General features: G+C 68.7%; 17 protein-coding genes. 13 read left to right on the forward strand and 4 right to left on the reverse strand.

The window, feature by feature from the left end; genetic code table 11:
* The first annotated feature begins 310 nt into the window (after window positions 1-310).
* The 3 genes from OG758_RS44425 (at window position 311) to OG758_RS44435 (ending at window position 4946) form a co-directional block, all read left to right on the forward strand.
* The gene (locus tag OG758_RS44425) at window positions 311-3124 is read left to right on the forward strand and encodes a SpoIIE family protein phosphatase (protein ID WP_326715104.1); all 2814 of its coding nucleotides are present in this window, start codon (window positions 311-313) and stop codon (window positions 3122-3124) included.
* Window positions 3125-3698: 574 nt separating this feature from the next.
* Entirely contained in the window at window positions 3699-3965 is a 267-nt protein-coding gene (locus OG758_RS44430; RefSeq protein WP_326715105.1) for a stress-inducible protein, read from the forward strand.
* Window positions 3966-4064: 99 nt separating this feature from the next.
* The gene (locus OG758_RS44435; RefSeq protein WP_326715106.1) at window positions 4065-4946 is read left to right on the forward strand and encodes a universal stress protein; all 882 of its coding nucleotides are present in this window, start codon (window positions 4065-4067) and stop codon (window positions 4944-4946) included.
* A gap of 13 nt (window positions 4947-4959) precedes the next feature.
* Here OG758_RS44435 and ppk2 read toward each other — a convergent pair whose 3' ends face one another.
* Window positions 4960-5763 (reverse strand): polyphosphate kinase 2, encoded by an 804-nt coding sequence (gene ppk2, locus OG758_RS44440; protein WP_326715107.1) that lies wholly within the window; start codon window positions 5761-5763, stop codon window positions 4960-4962.
* A 48-nt stretch (window positions 5764-5811) separates the two neighbouring features.
* Between ppk2 and OG758_RS44445 the strand changes: the two genes are divergently transcribed.
* From OG758_RS44445 to OG758_RS44465, 5 genes are all read left to right on the forward strand, one after another.
* On the forward strand, window positions 5812-8196 hold the full coding sequence (locus OG758_RS44445) for a phosphoketolase family protein (protein WP_326715108.1): 2385 nt from the start codon (window positions 5812-5814) through the stop codon (window positions 8194-8196).
* 80 nt (window positions 8197-8276) lie between these two features.
* Window positions 8277-9023 carry an HAD family hydrolase gene (locus OG758_RS44450; RefSeq protein ID WP_326715109.1) on the forward strand — a complete coding sequence of 249 codons (747 nt, stop codon included), beginning with the start codon at window positions 8277-8279 and terminating at the stop codon, window positions 9021-9023.
* Window positions 9024-9025: 2 nt separating this feature from the next.
* Window positions 9026-11401 carry a glycoside hydrolase family 65 protein gene (locus tag OG758_RS44455; RefSeq protein ID WP_326715110.1) on the forward strand — a complete coding sequence of 792 codons (2376 nt, stop codon included), beginning with the start codon at window positions 9026-9028 and terminating at the stop codon, window positions 11399-11401.
* Window positions 11402-11524: 123 nt separating this feature from the next.
* Complete coding sequence (locus tag OG758_RS44460; RefSeq protein ID WP_326715111.1) at window positions 11525-11818, forward strand: flavodoxin domain-containing protein; 294 nt, start codon at window positions 11525-11527, stop codon at window positions 11816-11818.
* A gap of 128 nt (window positions 11819-11946) precedes the next feature.
* On the forward strand, window positions 11947-13671 hold the full coding sequence (locus OG758_RS44465) for a sensor histidine kinase (protein WP_326715112.1): 1725 nt from the start codon (window positions 11947-11949) through the stop codon (window positions 13669-13671).
* 105 nt (window positions 13672-13776) lie between these two features.
* On the opposite strand, the gene OG758_RS44470 is transcribed toward OG758_RS44465, so the two are convergent.
* The 3 genes from OG758_RS44470 to OG758_RS44480 form a co-directional block, all read right to left on the reverse strand.
* Complete coding sequence (locus OG758_RS44470; protein WP_326715113.1) at window positions 13777-14475, reverse strand: response regulator transcription factor; 699 nt, start codon at window positions 14473-14475, stop codon at window positions 13777-13779.
* A 202-nt stretch (window positions 14476-14677) separates the two neighbouring features.
* Window positions 14678-15142 carry a cyclic nucleotide-binding domain-containing protein gene (locus tag OG758_RS44475; protein ID WP_326715114.1) on the reverse strand — a complete coding sequence of 155 codons (465 nt, stop codon included), beginning with the start codon at window positions 15140-15142 and terminating at the stop codon, window positions 14678-14680.
* 221 nt (window positions 15143-15363) lie between these two features.
* A complete protein-coding gene (locus OG758_RS44480; RefSeq protein WP_326715115.1) occupies window positions 15364-15954 on the reverse strand; it encodes an Rv1733c family protein in 591 nt (196 codons plus the stop codon).
* A gap of 433 nt (window positions 15955-16387) precedes the next feature.
* Between OG758_RS44480 and OG758_RS44485 the strand changes: the two genes are divergently transcribed.
* The 5 genes from OG758_RS44485 to OG758_RS44505 all read left to right on the forward strand — a co-directional run bounded on the left by OG758_RS44485 (window position 16388) and on the right by OG758_RS44505 (window position 20353).
* A complete protein-coding gene (locus OG758_RS44485) occupies window positions 16388-17458 on the forward strand; it encodes a zinc-dependent alcohol dehydrogenase family protein (RefSeq protein ID WP_326715116.1) in 1071 nt (356 codons plus the stop codon).
* A gap of 91 nt (window positions 17459-17549) precedes the next feature.
* Window positions 17550-18173 (forward strand): helix-turn-helix domain-containing protein, encoded by a 624-nt coding sequence (locus tag OG758_RS44490; protein WP_442810438.1) that lies wholly within the window; start codon window positions 17550-17552, stop codon window positions 18171-18173.
* Window positions 18174-18305: 132 nt separating this feature from the next.
* On the forward strand, window positions 18306-18746 hold the full coding sequence (locus tag OG758_RS44495; protein ID WP_326716242.1) for a pyridoxamine 5'-phosphate oxidase family protein: 441 nt from the start codon (window positions 18306-18308) through the stop codon (window positions 18744-18746).
* A gap of 26 nt (window positions 18747-18772) precedes the next feature.
* A complete protein-coding gene (locus OG758_RS44500) occupies window positions 18773-19648 on the forward strand; it encodes a universal stress protein (RefSeq protein ID WP_326715118.1) in 876 nt (291 codons plus the stop codon).
* 291 nt (window positions 19649-19939) lie between these two features.
* Window positions 19940-20353, forward strand: coding sequence for a hypothetical protein (locus OG758_RS44505; protein ID WP_326715119.1), 414 nt, complete (start codon window positions 19940-19942; stop codon window positions 20351-20353).
* Window positions 20354-20680 lie beyond the last annotated feature (327 nt).

The following is a 20680-nucleotide window of genomic DNA, read 5'->3' on the forward strand; positions in this document are numbered from 1 at the left end:
CCCGTACCGCTCGAAAATATGATGCGCACCTGTGGCCTGCACATTTGCTGATCCTGGCGACGTGGCGTCCGTTGGGCATGAGCACCACGCCATCGCCGCCCAGGGTGCCCAGTGTGTAGGCGGTCTCCTCCAGCGCGCCTATGTCGTCTCCATGAGATTGCCGCCCCGATTCGTCCATGTAGGTACCTGACCTGCGGTGATGTAAGAACTGAGAACCTGTATCAGCAAGTCACCCGATTTCGCGTCCCGTGTCGCAGGACCGTCCAGGGGCGCTCACCCTCAGGAACTCAAACGGTGCTAAGACGGAGTTATGAAGGGATTTCTTGGCCTCAAGCGTCATGAGTCGCGTCGTCTCTTCGCTGACCTCGCGCGTGATCGAGGTGAGTCCGCGGGCTCGGGGCTGCGCTCTTTGCTGAGTCTGCGCACCGCCGCCGGGCAAGTGTTCGTCTTGCAGATCGTGATCGTGGTGGTGCTGGTGGCGGCCGCGGTGACGGCCCTGGTGCTCCAGGCGGGGCGCGACAGTACGCGGGAGGCGGGGCGCCAGGCGCTGACCGCGGCGGAGACGTTCGCGAACGCCCCGGGCACAGTCCAGGCATTGAAGAGCGGGGATCCGACGGCCGTGCTGCAGCCGCGTGCCGAAGCAGCCCGTAAGAGGGCAGGCGTGTCCTTCATCGTTGTCATGAACACCAATGGAATTCGCTATACGCACCCCGACCCGAAATGGATCGGGAAGAAGTTCATCGGCACCATCAAACCGTCCTTGGAAGGACGCACCACCATCGAGAGGGCCCGCGGGCTGCCCCAGCCCGAGGGGAGCGGGCCGGTCATCCAGGCGGTGGTACCGGTGATCGATGGCCGCGGCTCGGTCGTCGGCCTGGTGTCCGCCGGGATCAAGGTCGACAGGGTGACCACTCTGTCGGCACGGCAAATGCCGATCATTTTCGGAGCAGGGGCGGCCGCGCTCGCCTTGTCCACTCTCGGAACGGCATTGGTGGCCAGGCGGTTGAGTGGGCAGACGCACGGTCTGGGGCCGGCGCAGATGACGCGGATGTACGAGCACCATGACGCGGTGCTGCACGCGGTCCGGGAGGGGGTACTGATCATCGGTGCCGACGGGCGGCTGATGCTGGCCAACGACGAGGCGCGGCGGCTGCTGGAGCTACCGGCGGATGCGGAACAGCGGCAGGTGGCAGAGCTGAATCTGGATGAGGATACGGCGCGGCTGCTGGCGTCGGGTGAGCCGACCACAGATGAGGTGCATCGCGCGGGGGACCGCTTGCTGGCGTTCAACATGCGACCCACTGCGCTGTACGGCGGTCCGGCGGGCTGGGCGGTGACGTTGCGGGACACCACAGAGCTGGCGGCGGTCACCGGACGGGCGGCGGTGGCGCGGGAACGGTTGTCGCTCCTGTACGACGCGGGGGTGCGGATCGGTACCACGCTGGACGTGGTGCGCACCGCGCAGGAGCTGGCGGATGTGGCGGCCCCGCGGTTCGCCGACATCGTCACCGTCGATCTGCTGGAGTCGGTGGAGCGGGGCGAGGAGCCGACCAGGACGGCGGGTATGCGCCGTACGGCAATCAGTGGGGGGTACAAGGAACGGGAGGGGCTCTACCCGGTCGGCGAGCTGATCACCTACGCGCCGGCGGCTCCGCAGGCGGAGGCCCTGGAGACAGGGCGCGCAGTGCTGGAGGGCGACCTGCGACAGACCTGGGGGTGGCGGGAACAGGACCCTGACGGGGCCGGCAGGGCCCTGGAGCGCGGGGTGCATTCGCTGGTGACGGTGCCGCTCCAGGCGCGTGGTGTGGTGCTGGGGATGACGAACTTCTGGCGCATGGGGGATTCGCCGCCGTTCAAGGAGGAGGACCTCTCCTTCGCGGAGGAACTGGCGGCGAGGGCGGCCGTGGCCATCGACAACGCCCGCCGCTTCACCCGTGAGCACGCGATGGCGGTGACCCTGCAGCGAAGTCTGCTGCCGCAGGGGGTACCGGAACAGGACGAATTGGATGTGGCCTGGCGGTACCTGCCCGCCGAAGCCGGGGTGGGCGGGGACTGGTTCGACGTCATCCCGCTGCCGGGCGCCCGGGTGGCGCTGGTGGTCGGCGACGTGGTCGGCCACGGCTTGCACGCGGCGGCGACGATGGGGCGCCTGCGCACTGCGGTACACAATTTCTCCGCCCTGGACCTGCCGCCGGACGAACTGCTCGGACACCTGGACGACTTGGTCAGCCGCATCGACAGCGACGAGAGCAACGGCGACGGCCCGCAGAGCCACGCCGAAGCGGTCACGGGGGCGACCTGCCTGTACGCGATCTACGACTCGGTCACGGGAGTGTGCACGATGGCGCGAGCCGGACACCCGGGCCCGGCGGTGGTGCATCCGGACGGGACCGTCGCCTATCCGGTAGTGCCTGCTTCGCCACCTCTCGGCCTGGGCAGCCACCCCTTCGAGGCCGTCGAGCTGCGGCTGCCCGAGGACTCACGACTTGTGTTGTATACCGACGGGCTGATCGAGAACCGCGATCTGGACATCGATACCGGGTTGGACCTGCTGCACGGGGCGCTGGAGGGGGCGGGGCGCACTCCGGAGGAGACGTGTCAGGCGGCGATCGATGCGATGCTGCCGGCGCACCCGGCCGATGACATCGCGCTGCTGGTGGCGCGCACCAGGTTGCTCGAGCCGTCGCGGGTGGCGCACTGGGAGGTGCTGCCGGATCCGGCGGCGGTGGCCCCGGTACGTGCGAAGTGTGGGGCGCAACTGCAGGCGTGGGGGCTGGAGGACATCGGGTTCACCGCGGAACTCATCCTCAGCGAGCTGATCACCAATGCGATCCGATATGGGTCGCCACCGATCAGCGTGCGGCTGCTGCACCACCGCAGCCTGATCTGCGAGGTGTCGGACGGGTCCAGCACCTCGCCACGTGTGCGGAGGGCAGCGACAACGGATGAGGGTGGACGTGGGCTGTTCTTGGTTGCGCAGTTCGCCCAGCGGTGGGGCACGCGGTACACACCGGGTGGCAAAGTCATTTGGGCTGAACTGGCACTGCACAACGCTGCCGTTGCCACAATGAGCGACACACTCACCGAAGCTCTTCTCGACCAGTTCGACGATCCCACCCTCTGATCTGCGTGAACCAGCGGCGCTCCAGCAGGTACTGAGTTGGCGGCCGGATCCGCCGCGAGGTGAGGCACAGTCAGGGCTGACCTGCCGACAGCAGCCGAACCGCGCGCGGATCGTGTCGGGCGTGATGAGACGGTGCCGTCGCAGTTGCCCGGGTAGCTGTCGGACCGGGGCGGCGCGGTAGGCGCGGTCGGCCCGGTCGAAGCGTGGTTCGGGATTCGTGTGGCGTAGCACCGCGACCTCGTGCCGCAGCATCAGCAGCTCGATGTCCTTGGACGCTGAGGAGCGGCAGAGAAGCGCCAGCCGGCCGAGCAGCCGGTGAAGACCAGGCAGTGCAGACGCAGCGACAGAGTCCGAGATCCTTCCCGGTGCGCTTTGCTGTACCGATCGCGCTGGTCACCGAGCCAGGTGCAGGGATGAGGTATTCGGCAAGGGCAGATGCAGGTCTGGCAGGGCCCCGCAGGAGGGCCGTTCGGCCCACGCCGGGGCCCTGCGGCCCCTGCAGCACGGCTGCTCGTGGCACAAAGCTGGTAGCAGATCCGGTCGCGCCTGCTCGTCCCTTCGGGAGGTCGGAACCATGGTCCCCACCGTCACCGCCCGACTCGTGGACGACGAGGCTGCCGCCGTGACAGAGGTGCTGCGCCCCTGGCGGCAGAATTTCGCGACAGTGGAGGTCACCGACGACTCCCGGTCGGGAAAGCCGGCCGACTGCTTGTCGAGCCGCCAGCAACGCCTCCCTGATGGTGGACCGTCGCGGCCGCCGCTCGGCGCCGACACCCGGCCGGTCACCCACCCCGTACCCACCGCGCCACCGCCCCCTGTCGCCGCGGCTCCCCATGAGTGATCACCTGGAAGAAGCGACTCTCGTGAAAACAGCACTGATGTGGGCATGTGTCGTGGCACTGAGCATCTCCGCTAACGCCGGTAAAGGAAGGTGAAGGCCGTGGAACTCCCCCTGGTCGTGGGCGTCGACGGCTCCGAGTCGAGCATGCGTGCGGTGGACTGGGCGGCGGATGAGGCCGTACTGCGCAAGGTGCCGCTACGGCTGGTGTACGCGTCGTTGTGGGAACGCTATGAGGGAGCCGCACTCGCCGAGACCCTCGGCACGACTTCGGAACAGGCGCTGGAGGACAACATTCTTGATACTGCGGCACGGCGCGCCCAGCGCCGTGGCGCCGATCTGAAGGTGACCACCGAGGTGCTCCCCGAAGACGCGGTCAGTGCTCTCCTGAACGAAGGGCGGAACGCCTGTGCCCTGGTTCTGGGATCGCGCGGCCGCAGTCGTGTCGCCGAGCTGCTGCTCGGCTCGGTCTGCCTCGAGGTGGCCGCCCGCGCAAACTGCCCCGTGATCGTGCTGCGCGGCGGTCACGACAACCAGGCCGGTAACGGGATGCTCCGGCGGATCGCTCTCGGAGTCGGCGAGGAGCGGCAGAACTCGGAGGCCCTGCGCTTCGCCTTCCAGGAGGCACAACGCCGCGGCGCCGCCCTGGACGCCGTGCGGGCCTGGCGCTGCCCAGCACACGAGTCGGTCGACCATCTGCTGCTTGCGGGAGAACCCGCCCGTTTGCACGAGGAGCGGGCGGTGGAGATCCTGGAGTCGGCGCTGAACCAGTTCGCTGCGGAGTACCCGTCGGTGGAACTGCGTCGACGGACGGCCGAGGGGCCCGCCCGCAGGGTCCTGCTGGATGCCTCGACACGGGCCGACCTGCTGGTTGTCGGTGCCCGGCGGCGCCAGGGCCACCCTGGTCTTCAGCTCGGCCAGGTGGCGCACACGGCGCTGCACCATTCACGCTGTCCCGTCGTCGTCGTTCCGCAGCGGGGCTGAGCACATGGCCCGCTCAGAGCCCGGCCGCGTGGTCGGGGACGTATGTCTGCAGGTCACGAGGTGGGCGTACGTAGCCGGTCGACGGGGGCCGGGGCGGCAGATCGAGCACTGGAGGGGGCACGTCGTGGTAGGGGACGGAGTCCAACAGGTGGGCGATCGTGTTCAGACGCGCCCTGCGCTTGTCGTCGCTCTCCACGACGAACCACGGCGCGTCCGAGGTGTCGGTGTGCACCAGCATCTGGTCCTTGGCCCGGGAGTAGGCCTCCCAACGGGTGATCGACTCAAGATCCATCGGGGAAAGTTTCCACCGCCGCGTCGGATCCTCCAGCCGGCGGCTGAACCGCTCCTGCTGAACGGCGTCGCTCACCGAGAACCAGTACTTGCGCAGCAGGATTCCGTCCTCGATGAGCATGCGCTCGAAGACGGGGCATTGGCGCAGGAAGAGTTGGTACTCCTCCTGGGTGCAGAAGCCCATCACATGCTCGACACCGGCGCGGTTGTACCAGCTCCGGTCGAAAAGCACGATCTCCCCAGCAGCCGGCAGATGCTCGACGTAACGCTGGAAGTACCACTGGCCGCGTTGGCGTTCGGTCGGCGTGGGGAGGGCCACGGTCCGGGCGACGCGCGGGTTGAGGTGTTCGGAGACCCGCTTGATGGTGCCGCCCTTGCCTGCCGCGTCCCGTCCTTCGAAGACGACCACCAGCCGGGCGCCCTCGGTGCGCACCCACTCCTGAAGCTTCACCAGCTCCGTCTGCAGACGCAACAGCTCCCGCTCGTACGCCGCGCGCGGCACCTTCGCGGACTTCTCGCCGGCCATGCCGTCTCCTCCGCCCGATGACCTGCCTCGATGACTTACGGAGTCACCATGCCCAAGGTCGAACACCAGAACAGCACGTTACTGACCGACGACGAACTGCGCACGCTGGATGCCCACTGGCGGGCCGCGAACTACCTTGCCGTGGGCCAGATCTACCTCATGGCCAATCCGCTGCTCGCGGAGCCTCTGACACCCGCGCACATCAAGCCGCGCCTGCTCGGCCACTGGGGAACGTCGCCCGGGCTCAACCTGGTCCACACCCACCTCAACCGCGTCATCAAAGCCCGTGACCTCGAAGCGCTGTGCGTGTGGGGCACGGGCCACGGCGGGCCCGCGGTTCTCGCGAACTCCTGGCTGGAAGGCAGCTACAGCGAGACCTATGCGGACGTCACGCGTGACGCGAAGGGCATGGAGCGCCTCTTCAGGCAGTTCTCGTTCCCGGGCGGAGTGCCCAGCCACGTGGCGCCCGAGACGCCCGGATCGATCCATGAGGGCGGTGAACTCGGCTACTCACTCGCTCACGCCTACGGCGCCGCCTTCGACAATCCGAACCTGCTGGTCGCCTGTGTGATCGGTGACGGGGAGGCGGAGACCGGTCCGCTCGCCGCGTCCTGGCACTCGAACAAGTTCCTCGACCCGGTCCACGACGGCGCCGTCCTGCCGATCCTCCATCTCAACGGCTACAAGATCGCCAACCCGACCGTGCTGTCGCGCATCCCCGAGCCCGAACTCGACGAGCTGCTGCGGGGATATGGGCACGAGCCGATCCATGTCACCGGCGACGACCCGCTCCAGGTCCACCGCGCCATGGCCGGCGCCCTCGACCGGGCGCTGGATCGCATCGAGCTGATGCAGCGCACGGCCCGTGAGGGCGGCGTGGCCGAGCGGGTGCGCTGGCCCGTGATCGTGCTGCGTACGCCGAAGGGCTGGACGGGACCGGCCGAGGTCGACGGCGAGCCGGTCGAGGGGACCTGGCGGGCCCACCAGGTCCCCTTGGCCGGCGTACGCGAAAACCCGGATCATCTGCGGCAGTTGGAGGCCTGGCTGCGCTCGTACGGTCCCGAGGAACTCTTCGACTCCGCCGGGCGGCCCGGCGCGGACGTCCTTGCCTGTGTCCCCGAGGGTGACCGCCGCCTCGGCGCCACCTTGCACGCCAATGGCGGCCGTCTCGTGCGCGATCTGCCGATCCCGCCCCTCGACGCCTTCGCCGTCCCCGTGGACAAGCCGGGTGCCACCCTGCACGAACCCACCCGCGTCCTGGGCAGCCTCCTCGAACGGATCATGGAGGAGACTTCCGGCCGCCGTGACTTCCGCTTGGTGGGGCCCGACGAGACGGCCTCCAACCGACTGGAGGCCGTCTACCGGGCCAGTGGCAAAGCCTGGCAGGCACAGATCCTTCAGGTGGACGAGCACCTGGAACGACACGGCCGCGTCATGGAGATCCTCTCCGAACACCTCTGTCAAGGCTGGCTGGAGGGCTACCTCCTCACCGGCCGGCACGGACTGTTCTCGTGCTACGAGGCGTTCGTCCACATCGTCGACTCGATGGTGAACCAGCACATCAAGTGGCTGAGGACGTCGCGGGCACTGGAGTGGCGCGCTCCGATCGCCTCCCTCAACTACCTGCTGACGTCGCACGTCTGGCGGCAGGACCACAACGGGTTCTCGCACCAGGACCCCGGCTTCGTGGATCACGTCCTCAACAAGAGTCCGGAGGTCGTACGGGTGTATCTGCCGCCCGACGCCAACACGCTGCTGTCCGTCGCGGACCACGTCCTCCGCAGCCGTGACTACGTCAACGTCGTCGTCGCGGGCAAACAGCCCTGCTTCGACTGGCTCTCCATGGACCAGGCCCGCGCCCACTGCGCGCGCGGCGCCGGAATCTGGGACTGGGCAGGGTCCGCCGGCGGGGACCGCGAGCCCGATGTCGTCCTTGCCTGCGCGGGTGACGTCCCCACCCAGGAGATCCTGGCGGCGTCCGACCTGCTGCGGCGCCACCTGCCGGAACTTGCCGTCCGGGTCGTCAACGTGGTCGACATGACCCGGCTCCTGACCCGCGAGGAGCATCCGCACGGGATGAGCGACTTCGAGTACGACGGGCTGTTCACGACCGACAAACCCGTGATCTTCGCCTACCACGGCTACCCCTGGCTGATCCACCGTCTCGCCTACCGTCGCACCGGACACGCCAACCTCCATGTCCGCGGCTACAAGGAAATGGGCACGACCACGACGCCGTTCGACATGGTCGTCCGCAACGACATGGACCGCTACCGCCTGGTGATGGACGTCATCGACCGCGTTCCCGGCCTCGCTGTGCGGGCTGCCGCCGTACGCCAGTGCATGGCCGACGCCCGAACCCGGCACCACGCGTGGATCCGCGAGCACGGAACCGACCTGCCCGAGGTCGCCGACTGGGCCTGGAGCGGGTAAGGCCCTCTTTCCTGCAAAGGAGTTCACCGTTATGACGGACTCGACGCGCGGCACGAAGCCAATTCGAGAGCCGGCGAACGATGAGTGGTGAACGGAGCGGCACGACTGCCGTGCCCCGTGCGTTGCGAGGGACGTCAGCCGTGGTCTTCGACACCGACGGTGTCGTCACGGACTCCGCGCGGGTGCACGCCGCCGCGTGGAAGACGGCCTTCGACAGCTTCCTGCGCGCCCGGGGCCCGGAGGGACAACCGCCCTTCGACGTGTGCGGCGACTATCTGCGCTACGTCGACGGCAAATCACGCCTCGACGGGGCCGCCGCGTTCTTGCGTGCCCGGGGACTTCGGCCGTCCGGCACGGAGATCCAGGCCGTCGCCGCCCACAAGGAAGCGCTCTTCACCGAGCGGCTGCGCGCCGAGGGCGTCGACGCCTATCCGGGCACCGTCCGGCTGGTGCGCACCCTGCGGTCCGCCGGGATGCCGCTGGCCGCCGCCTCAGCCTCCCGGCACGCCGGTGAACTCCTCGAGCGCGCGGGCGTGCGCGACTTCTTCGACGTCCTGGTGGACGGCGCGGAGGCAGGACGCCTGGCCCTTCCGGGGAAGCCTGATCCCGCGCTCTTCCTGGAGGCCGCCCGCCGCCTGGGCGTCCCCGCCCGGCAGGCCGCCGTCGTCGAGGACGCTCTGGCCGGAGTCGAGGCCGGACGGCGCGACGGCTTCGGCCTGGTCGTGGGGGTGGACCGCGCTCACACGCCCGACACACGGGGCGCGCTGCTGAAGCACGGCGCGGATCTGGTGGTCGACGACCTGGCGGAACTGATGGGGGAGGGCTGACGATGCGGGAGTGGACACTGGAGTACGAGGGCTACGATCCCGCCGAGGAGCGGCTGCGTGAATCGCTGTGCACCCTCGGCAACGGCTATTTCGCGACCCGCGGAGCAGCACCGGAGTGCGCCGCCGACGCCGTCCACTACCCGGGCACGTATGCGGCAGGCTGCTACAACCGGCTCACCTCGGACGTGGCCGGCCGCAGGGTCGAGAACGAAGACATGGTCAACCTCCCCAACTGGCTGCGACTCCGCTTCCGTACGGACACCGGGACCTGGCTCTCCCCGGACACGCACAAACTCCTCGACCACCGCCAGAGTCTTGACCTCCGTACGGGCACGCTGGAACGCGTCGTGCGATACGAGGACGACGACGGCCGGCGCCTCGCCGTACGACAGCTGCGCGTGGTCCACATGGCCGACCCGCATCTGGCCCTGCTCCGGACCCAGGTGACCGCCGAGGGCTGGTCGGGACGCTTGGAGGTCGAGTCGGCTCTGGACGGGACCGTCACCAACACGGGAGTCGAGCGCTATCACGCCCTCACCCATCGCCATCTCACGCACGTCCGGACCGGATCGCCGGCGCCCGACACGGTGTGGATGCGCTGCCGCACCAGCACCTCGGACATCAGGATCGGTCTGGCGGCCCGGACCGTCGCGGACGCGCAAGCGGAGACGGTGCTGTCGCACGAGAACGCGTGCGCCGTCCAGGTGCTCAGGTTCTCCCTGGCCGACGGGTGCACGGTGACGGTCGACAAAACCGTTGCCCTGCACACCTCGCGTGACCCGGCCATCAGCGACCCGTTGCACGCGGCGGTCGACCGGGTCCGTCGTGCCGCGGGCTTCGAGACGCTGCTGGAATCGCACCGCTCGGCGTGGCAAAGGCTATGGCGCAACGCGGAGTTGGAGGTGCCGACCAGCGCGGGTCCGGTGCTGCGCCTGCATCTCTTCCACGTGCTGCAGACCTTGTCCCCGCACACCGCCGACCTCGACGTCGGCGTCCCGGCCCGAGGGCTGCACGGCGAGGCCTATCGCGGGCATGTCTTCTGGGACGAACTGTTCGTCCTGCCGTATCTGAACCTGCACTTCCCCGAGGTCTCCCGGGCCCTGCTCACGTACCGCCACCGCCGTTTGGAACAGGCTTGTTCTGCTGCGCGTGACGCCGGGCACACCGGCGCCATGTATCCCTGGCAGAGCGGCAGCGACGGACGTGAGGAGACCCAGCGGCTCCACCTCAATCCGCGCTCCGGACGCTGGCTGCCCGATCACTCACGGCTCCAGCACCACGTCGGATCGGCGATCGCCTACAACGTGTTGCAGTACTGCGAGGCGAGCGGCGACACGGAGTTCCTGCATACCAAGGGCATCGAGATGCTGCTTCAGGTCGCCAGGTTCTGGGCCGGCATCGCGGAGTTCGACCAGACGCTCGGCCGATACCGGATTCGGGGAGTGGTCGGCCCCGACGAGTATCACGACGCGTATCCCGGCGCCCGCGATCCCGGGCTGGACGACAATGCGTACACCAATGTCACCGCCGCCTGGGTGCTGACCCGCACCCTCGACGTCCTGCGCGGCCTGCCCGAACCGGTGCGCCGGGACCTGTGCGAGACCACCCGGCTCGAGCCCGCCGAACTCGACCGGTGGGAGGACGTCTCCCGCAGGCTGCACGTGCCGTTCCATGCCGGAGTCATCAGCCAGTTCGAGGGGTACGGCGATCTGGCTGAGCTCGACTGGCGGGCCTACCGGGACCGCTACGGTGACATCCGGCGCCTCGACCGGATTCTTGAGGCCGAAGGCGACACTGTCAATCGGTATCAGGCGTCGAAGCAGGCCGATGTCCTGATGCTGGGCTATCTCTTCTCGCCCGCCGAACTGACGGGCCTGTTCCGCAGGTTGGGCCACGAGCTGGACGACACCGTCTGGCGTCGCACCGTCGATCACTATCTCCGTCGGACGAGCCATGGTTCGACCCTGAGCAGTCTTGTCCACGGGTGGGTGCTGGCGAGGGCTCGACGGGCCGAGGCGTGGACCTACGTCCATGAGGCACTTGCGGGTGACATCGCGGATCTGCAGGGCGGCACCACGGGTGAGGGTGTTCACCTCGGTGCCATGGCCGGCACCCTCGACCTCGTACAGCGCGGGCTGACCGGCCTCGAGACCCGCGATGGCGCCCTGTGGTTCGACCCTGTGCCCTTGCCCGAGCTGTCCGAGTACGGGTTCGCGCTCCGCTACCGGGGACACCGGGGTGTGCGACTGAGGCTGAGCGCGGGCCAGATGCGGGTTTCCGTTCCGGCGTCCGACCACGATCCGATCGGCATCGCTCTCACGGACCGCACCGTCTCGGTGGCGCCCGGAGAGTCCTGCACGCTCACCCTGCCGGGGTGATGACGGGGCGGCACCGCAGCAGGGGCCGACCGGCCCGTGCGACGCACCGGGTCAGCCTCTGGAAGGGACTGCGTACCGCTGGATGCACGGAGTTGGGACGAGCCACCCGTCCTGCAGAAGAGTGTGCTGGTCGCCTGCGGGACGAAGAACGGAACGACCGCGCAGATTGCCGAAAGCATTGCCGAGGTCCTGCTCAAGAACGGAATGCGGGCCGACGCTGTGTCCGCACGGTCGATGACGCGTGTGGAGCCGTACGACGCGGTGGTGGTCGGAGGTGGGCTGTACGCGGGGCGCCGGCACAAGGACGCCCGTCCTGTGCCGTCACCCGCCGTCATTTGTCGTCACCTTGCGCGGAGGGCCCATGTGATGAGTGACGGCAGAGGATGGTGCGCGTCCCGGAACGCTGCGCCCGTTTGACCGGCAACGAGCGGCTTCGGCGCATTGAAGCGTGATGCCGAGCGCTCCTGGACAGTACGGTGAAGACAGGGAGATTTGTCCTGCTCTCTGTATGTCTGCCTGTCTGCGTGAGTCGGTCGGAGGAAGCGATGAGCGGAGAAGGGCCAGGGGGTGCCGCGCAGTATCTGCCCAAGCTGCGGCTCGATGACCTGCTGGGCGAGCTGCAGGTGCGCATCGCCGCGGCGCGCGGCACCCAGAACCGGTTGCACGGCTTGTTGGAGGCCGTTCTCTCGGTGGGGAGGGAGCTGGACCTGCCCCATGTGCTGAGGAGCATCGTCGAGGCCGCCGTGGTGCTGGTGGACGCCGAGTACGGGGCGCTGGGTGTGATCGGTGACGATCGCAAGCTGTCCCAGTTCCTCACGGTGGGCATCGACGACGAGCAGCGCGCGGCCATCGGGGCGCTGCCCTGCGGACACGGGATCCTCGGGGAGCTGATCCGGCACCCGGAACCACTCAGACTTCCGGAAATCTCGGAGCATCCGACCTCGTACGGCTTTCCGGCCAATCACCCGCCGATGCACTCCTTCCTCGGCGTCCCGATCCGGGTGCGCGACGACGTGTTCGGGAACCTTTACCTCACCGAGAAGCGCAGCGGCAAGGGATTCGACGCCGAGGACGAGGCGGTGCTCTCCACGCTCGCGGTGGCGGCGGGCGTGGCGATCGAGAACGCACGGCTGTACGAGGAGACCAGACTTCGTGAGCGCTCACAGCGTGCCAGCGGCAAGGTCACGAGCATGCTCCTCACGGGGGCCCCGAGTGACGAGGTGCTGGAACTGATCGCCGAACAGGCCCGGAAGATCGTCTCCGCGGACGTCGGGATGATCGCGGAGGGGTCGCAGGGTGACGAAGCCCTGCGGCCGGTGATCGCGGTCGGTCTGGACGCAGAGCGGCGCAGCGGTCTGGTGATGTCTTCCGCGGACGGATTCGTCGGCGCCGCGCTGAGTTCGGCCGGACCCGTGGTCGCCGACATCGAGCACGATTCACGCATCGGCGGGGGAGAGCCGCAGTGGGCCGGGCTCGGTCCGGTGGCCGCCGTGCCGCTCGGCACCAGCGGGAAGGCGCGCGGTGTGCTGATCCTGGGGCGCGTGCCGGGCAGGCCGCCGTTCGGAGACGTGGACACCGGACCACTGCTCGGATTCGCCGATCAGGCGGCGTTGGCACTCGAGCTGGCCGAACGACGGCGTGACGCGGAACAGATCCTGCTTCTCCAGGACCGTGACCGCATCGCGCGCGATTTGCACGACCTGGCCATTCAGCGCCTTTTCGCGGCAGGGATGACGCTGCAGAGCGCCCAGCGCTTCATGGAGCACCCCGAGGGCAGCGAGCGGCTGGCGCGGACCGTCGACGACCTGGACGACACCATCAAGATCATTCGGTCCACGATTTTCGGCCTGCGGACGCACGGCGGGGCAGCGCCGAACGCCGCGGGTCTGCGCGGCAGGGTCTCGGACCTGGTGAAGACGTCGGCCGCCTCTTTGGGGTTTCTGCCCGCGCTGCGGATCGAGGGGCTCGTCGAGACGGATGTCCCGGCTGACATCGCGGATCAGGTGGTCGCGGTGCTCGGGGAGGCGCTCAGCAACGCGGCACGGCACGCCGGAGCGCAGGTCGTGGACGTACGGCTGCGCTGTGGCGGGGGCGAACTGACGCTGGTGGTGACGGACGACGGCTGCGGCGTGCCCGGCAGCGTCGTACGCAGCGGCCTGAGGAACATGGAAGAGCGGGCGATCGCGCTCGGCGGCAGCTTCACGCTCGGCGCGCGTGAGGAGGGCGGGGGTACGCGGTTGGCGTGGCGGGTACCCGTCAAGCCTGGCTGATTCGTCGCCGGGTCTGCATCTGGGAGGCACGGCGGGCTTATGTGTGGCGGCGGTTCCGGCCCCCGGCGGGCTCGACGCCGCTGGGACTCACCTCTGCATGGCCCACTACATGGGGTGATCGGTGGTGTCGTGCTGTTCCAGCTGGGTGGCGAGAACCGCGGCCTGGACTCGGCGGTGAACACCCAGCTTGGCCAGCAGCCGTGAGATGTGGTTCTTGACCGTCTTCTCCGACAGGTAGAGACGCTTGCCGATCTCGCGGTTGGTCAGACCGTCCCCGATGAGCGCGAGGATGTCCCGCTCGCGCGGTGACAGACCTGCCAGCTCGGGGGCGAGTTCCGGTGTGGCGTCAGGGTCGGCCCGCAGGGACCGCATCAGACGTGCGGTGGTCGCGGGATCGAGCATCGACTGTCCCGAGGCGACCGTACGTACCGCCGAGACCAGGTCGGAACCCTTGATCTGCTTGAGCACGTAGCCCGATGCCCCGGCCATGATCGCGTCGAGCAGGGCTTCCTCGTCGTCGAACGACGTCAGCATCAGACAGGCCAACTCCGGCATCTGGCTGCGCAGTTCCCGGCAGACGCTGATCCCGTCTCCGTCGGGGAGCCGGACGTCGAGGACGGCCACGTCCGGCCGGACGGCCGGTCCGCGGGCCAGCGCATGCTCCACGTTCTCCGCGTCCCCGACCACCGAGATGTCCGGCTCCGCGTTCAGGAGGTCGGACAGGCCGCGCCGGACGACCTCATGGTCGTCCAACAGGAAGACACGGATCGGATTCTGCGCCGTGAAGGTACGTGCCTCGGCCATGACGACCCCTCGTTCCCCGGGCGGACCACAGGTTGTCTCTGACGACGATCATTATCCCTCGGCGGCCGGATGCACTAGGGCCGACCGGCCCAGCTCGGATGGGCGGCACGGTGAACGGTCCGCGCGGCCGGGCCCCACCTGCGAGTGGGGGCGCACCTATACGCGATCCTGCATGACGATGCGCGCAGTGAGAGCTCGGTGGTCAAAGAGCGCTCCCGCTGCCGTAAGGGGCGTACAGGTCCAGCAGCCGCTTCCGCGTGGACTGCAGCCTGTGGGCGACGATGCTGCCTACCCATTGGGTCACCGCAGCGGCGAGCGCGGGATCTTCCTGGCACAGCGCACGCACCGCGGCGGCATCGAATTCGTAGGCCCGCACCGGGCTTGTCGCCTCGGCGCCCAGGTGCCAGGTGTGCGGTGGGAACAGCCAGGACCAGCCGACGAGTTGACTGTGGGTGAGGGTCTCCACGACGACGTCGCGGCGGCCCGGCACATGGAGGTCGAGAGCGACGTTGCCGGTGCGGATGATCCAGAACCGGTCGGCGTGGCCGCCCTCCTTGAACAGACGGCTGCCCTGAGGGAATGACACCTCGCGGGCGACGCTCATCAGCCGTTCCCTGTATTCGGCGGGCAGTGCCCGCACCATCGTGTCGGTGGGGGAAGCGTTCATGGCCCTGCCTCTTCCTTGAGCGGTGCTCTCCCACCTCCAAGGTCTCCCTGAGCAAGGCTCTCTTGCCATGGGCCACCCGGCCCTATGGCCGGTCCGCATGGCACCGACCATGGAGCCCGGCTGGGCTCGCCTCGTTCGGATGTGCGGCCTGCCACAGTTCTCCCGCACCCCGTCCTCAGGCCCCGGGCGTCGGCTGCACCCGTCGGTCAACGAGGCCTGTGTCATGTCGTCCTGCGTCCCCATCGAGGCCCGACCTGCTCCCACTCGCGACCCCACCGGTCGTAGCGCCGCTGGTCGAGTCGCCACTGTGCGAGGCGCCCCGCGGCGAAGACAAGACCGCCGAAGGCGAGTGCCGCTCCCGTGCCGAGCGTGCCCGCCTCGACGGCGGCCGCCTTCGCGGCCGGCGGCTTCTCGGTGAACTGTCCGTTGCTGTCCAGCCACACTGTGACGCGTGAACCGGCGTTGCGGCCGGAGTCCACCGGGGCTCGGCCGGTCCGAACGGAACCGTCCGGCGCCGTCCACCGGACCTTCGCCCGAACATGGCGGTAGGTGGAGCCTTCCCCCGTCTGCACCGCGCGGGTGGTGTTCTCGACGAGGACGACCCGGGCCGAGTGCCGATCGTGCCGCAGCTGTGCGAAGGACGCTTCGGCGGCCTGGGCGGTGACCACACCGACGAGAGTTCCGCCCAGGCCGATGACCACCCACATGGCGAGGACGATCCAGGTCTCGACGACGTCGTCGCGTCGGCGTAACGGATTGCTCCGCCACCGCCACAGCCAGCGCCTCCGCCTGCGTGACGTGAGCCTGCGCATGGCGTTGCACCTCCTCGTCACCTCCCCCTCACACGAAGGGGACACCCGGCAGGGCAGGGGCGGCAGAGGCCGAACGGACCGGATTGCGGGCCATGTGGCGCTCCATCGCGTCGGCCACATGCCGGCCGCGCCGCGCCGCGCACGGCGGTCGTGGCGCCGGCGCAGGGGCGAAGCCGATTCCGTGCCTGCTCCGACTTCGCGGTTGGCCCGAACGGCCCCGCGTGGCCCGCTGATGGGGACCGCCCGGCCCATGTGGGGGAGCGCCGGGCAACGGCACGCTGGAAACACGAGGAGGCTCTGCGAGCAAGACAACCGCCAGGAGTCTGGAGCCGCCGTCGGAACGGGCGGCAGGACGGAGGGGCAGCGCAAAGGAGAGCCACCCCTCGCTGTCATCGGCAGGACTGACAGCCGGAAGGCACCGGGAGGAATCGTCATGAAGGCACTCGTATTCCACGGCTCCGGCATGTCCGCATGGGAGGACGTACCGGACCCAGGCATTGAGGACTCCACCGATGCCGTCGTCCGCGTCGACGCCGTCACCATCTGCGGGACGGATCTGCACATTCTCAACGGCGACGTGCCGGAGGTGAGTCCCGGCACGGTGCTCGGACACGAAGCCGTCGGTGAGATCGTCGAGGTGGGCAGCGACGTGCGCGGTGTCCGCCCGGGTGACCGTGTCCTGGTCTCCTGCATCACGGCTTGCGGCCGATGCCGCTTCTGCCGCGAGGGGGCGTACGGGCAGTGCCGGGGTGGCGGCGGATGGATTCTCGGACATCTGATCAACGGCACTCAGGCCGAATACGTCCGCGTCCCCCATGCGGACCTGTCCACACACCTCCTGCCGGGTGCGGTGGACAGCAAGGACGCCGTTCTGCTCGCCGACATCTTCCCCACCGCATACGAGGTGGGTGTCCTCAACGGGCATGTGACTCCCGGAGACACCGTCGTCGTGGTCGGGACGGGTCCCATCGGGCTGGCCACGATCGCCACGGCAGGGTTCTTCACCCCCGAGAAGATCATTGCCGTGGACCTCGACCAGTTCCGGCTCGACGCCGCGAAGAATCTGGGTGCCGACGCCGTGGCCCTCCCGGGCGACGAGGCCGAGCAGTTGGTCGAGGACCTCACCCTGGGCCTGGGGGCCGATGTGGTGATCGAAGCGGTGGGCGTGCCGGAGAGCTTTGAACTGTGCACGCGCATGGTGCGACCCGGCGGGCATGTTGCCAACGTCGGTGTGCACGGGAAGCCGGCGACTCTCCACCTCGAAGACCTGTGGATCAAGGACGTGACGATCACGACCGGCCTGGTCGACACGCACTCCACTCCCACTCTGCTGCGCATGATGGCCGCCGGCCGATTGCCCGCGTCGTCCATGGTCACGCATACCTTCTCGCTGGGCGACATGGAGCAGGCGTACGACGTCTTCTCGCGGGCTGCGGGCACCGGCGCGCTCAAGGTTGTCCTCGGCGAGCCGCAGCACGACGAAGTGACGCTCAAGACGTCCTGACAGGAAGAGGTGAAGCGCCATGTCCGAAAGGGCAACGCCGCATGCGGAGGCCGTACCGACGGGCCGCGCACAGAGTGACATCGGGCGTCGCATCGCTCAACGACGTGAGGAACTCGGTCTTACCCGTGAGGAGACGGCTGCCAGGGCGGGCACCGCCCCTGGGTATATCCAGTACCTGGAGGAGAAGTCCACCGCCATGCCGGGCATGGGCGTCCTGATCCGGCTCGCCGACGCCCTGGACATGCGTTTGTCCGCCTTGCGCGGCGGCGACGCGGAACTGACACCCGGCATGGGCAGGGCAGCCCGACACCCCGAGTTGATCGAACTTAGTGTGGAGGAGTGCTGGGCGCGATTGTCAACGCATGGTGTCGGCAGGGTCGCTGTCGACGGCCCGGCCGGGCCGTTCGTCGTCCCCCTGAACTACAGCGTCGTCGATGGCATGATCGCTTACAGGACGGCACCTGACGCGACGCCCGCGACCGCCGTCGGCACGCACGTGGCCTTCGAGGTCGACCAGATCGACGAGGCTCTGAGCCAGGGCTGGAGCGTGCTGCTGCAGGGGCCCGCCCGGGCCGTGTCGGATGCCGACACCGTGCGACGTCTGAACGCCCTCGCCTACAGCGAACCTTGGGCCGGCGGCGAGCGCGACATGTGGGTATGCATCGATCCGGACAGCGTCAGCGGGCGCCGGATCGTGGTGCGACGCGAAGGCTGAAGCCGTCGGTATCGACAAAGGTCCGCTCGCAAGTGGACCCGGACCGATGACCGCGAATGCGGCGCTCTCACTCCGACAGAGCGAAGCGCGCGGCTGTTGTATCGCTGTATCGCGGGAGAGTTGAACCCGGTGATGTATTCCGAGGACGGCGTCCGAGAACTCGACCGACAGGAATGCCTGCGGCTCCTGGCCACGGCACACGTCGGCCGGGTCGTCCACACGCACCACGCCCTTCCCGCCGTGCTGCCTGTCCCCTTCTGTCTCGACGCCGACTTCGCCGTGGTCGTGCGGACTTCGGCAGAGTCACAGCTTGCCGGCGCGATCGACCGTGTGGTGGTCGCGTTCCAGGCGGACGAAGTCGATCCGTCGGCGCACGCCGGATGGAGTGTGGTGGTCACCGGACGCGCCACAGTGGTGACCGACCCCGCCGAATACGGGAGGCTGCGCCGGACCGGCCCACACTCCTGGAGGGCCTCTCGCCACGACATCTTCCTCCGTATCGAGCCAGAGCTGGTCACCGGCAGCGAACTCGGCGCACGGCGTCTGCTCCACGAGGCGCGTCGCACGTCGTGAAAGGGAAGTGAAAGGCGGTGAGGAGCATGGAATTGCCCCTGATCGTGGGTGTTGACGGATCGGATTCGAGCCTTCTGGCCATCGACTGGGCCGTCGACGAAGCGGCCAGGCTCGGGGTGCCACTCCGGCTCGTCCACGCTTCCAGATGGGAGCGCTACGAGGGCGCCACCCTGCCGGGCAACCGGGATCGGCCCTCGGAACAAATGATGGGGCAGAACATCGTCGAATCCGCCACGGAGCAGGCCCGGCGACGCAACCCAGGCGTGAAGGTCTCGGCCGAATCGCTGCCGGACGACGCGGTGTACGCGCTGTTGCGCGAAGGCCGAAACGCGACGGCGGTGGTGACGGGATCACGCGGCCGGGGCGAACTGGTGGGCCTGCTCCTCGGCTCGGTCGGTCTTGGCGTGGCGGCTCGCGCCGAATGCCCGGCGATCGTGGTCCGCGGTGACACGGCCGGGCTCCATGGACAGCATGAGCGGATCCTGCTCGGTGTGGGCGACCCCGCCACAGGCGAGGAGGCGGTGCGCTTCGCCTTCCGTGAGGCCGAGTCGCGCGGGTGCACTCTCGATGCCGTACGCGCTTGGCGCTGCCCCGCGCACGAGACCACGGACTACCCCGGGCTTGCCGACGAACCGGAGCGCTACCACGAGGAGCAGGCATCGGCCCGGCTCGACGCCGTGCTCCACGACGCCATGGCGGACCACCCGGACGTCAAGGTGTGCCGGACGACCGTCGAGGGAACAGCACGGAAGGTGCTTGTGCACCGCTCTGCCGCAGCGGACCTTGTGATTGTCGGAGCCCGCCGCCGGCACGGACACTTCGGCCTCCAACTCAGCCGCGTGGGCCACACCCTGCTGCACCACGCGGACTGCCCGGTGGCGATAGTGCCGCAAAGCGTGTGACGGAGCATCACCCGTTGCCGTCGAGCCGAGAGATCGGACTGACACTGGGAGACGGGACATGAATGTTCTGGTCGGATACGCCATCGCACACATTTCGACCCGCGCGAATTCGCACAACGCCTGGCAGCCCCGGACTCCTGCCTCGGACACCAGCTGTAAAGCCGGTCATCCGATCGTCAGCCTCGGTGGCCCGACCGGGTGGCGGACCGCCCCGGACGGTGGAGTCATCGATGGAGCAGAGTTGCGATCATGAAGTCATCATGAAGCACTCATTGCATGATCAGATATGCGATGCGTGCGCTCTGCGCCGCCGCCCTCGTGGCCGCTCCCCTCGCCCTGACCGCGACGCCTGCACAAGCCCTGGCTTCCTGTACGGTCAACGGCCGTCCCGTGTCCGGGACGGCCGTCAGTGGTACTGCCGGTCCCGACTACATCAGCTGCGGCGCGCTTGCCTTGGGCGATAGCGTCGACGGCTTGGGCGGGAGCGACTACATCGTCATCAACGGCATCGTTGCCGGCACTGTCTCCGGCGGTGCCGGCGGCGACTCCATCACGGCCAACGCCGGTACCACGGCGAACGGCAGGATCCTCGGCGGCTCCGACGGCGACTTCATCTTCGTCGGCCCGAACGCCGGCACCGTCGATGGTGGACTCGGGTCGGACTTCTGCCGAGTCGCTTCCGGTAATCCCCCCATCAACTGCTGATCAGCAGCGGGTTCGTCGGGCCAGCCAACTGAGGCTCCGAGTGGCCGACTAGCGTGTCACAACACGCGGCGGCCACCCGGCCCGCTGCCCCGGATCGGCGCATTTCATCACCTCCGAAGCCGCATTTCGTCGGTTCCCCCGTCTGCTGTCGGGCGTCATCCGCCCCGACCACCTGCCGCGCGGTGGCCGCGTGATGTTCTGGCTGATGGGCTGCCGCTACAGCGACTGGCAGGCCGTCGACGCTTGGGCGGACGAGATCACCAAGGAGCTGCGGCGTGGCACCCGCCACGACGGGGCCACCGAACGTGCCGACGGGATAGAGGGTGG

Origin of the sequence: Streptomyces sp. NBC_01474, assembly GCF_035918215.1 — a bacterium.
GTDB lineage: Bacteria > Actinomycetota > Actinomycetes > Streptomycetales > Streptomycetaceae > Streptomyces > Streptomyces aureus.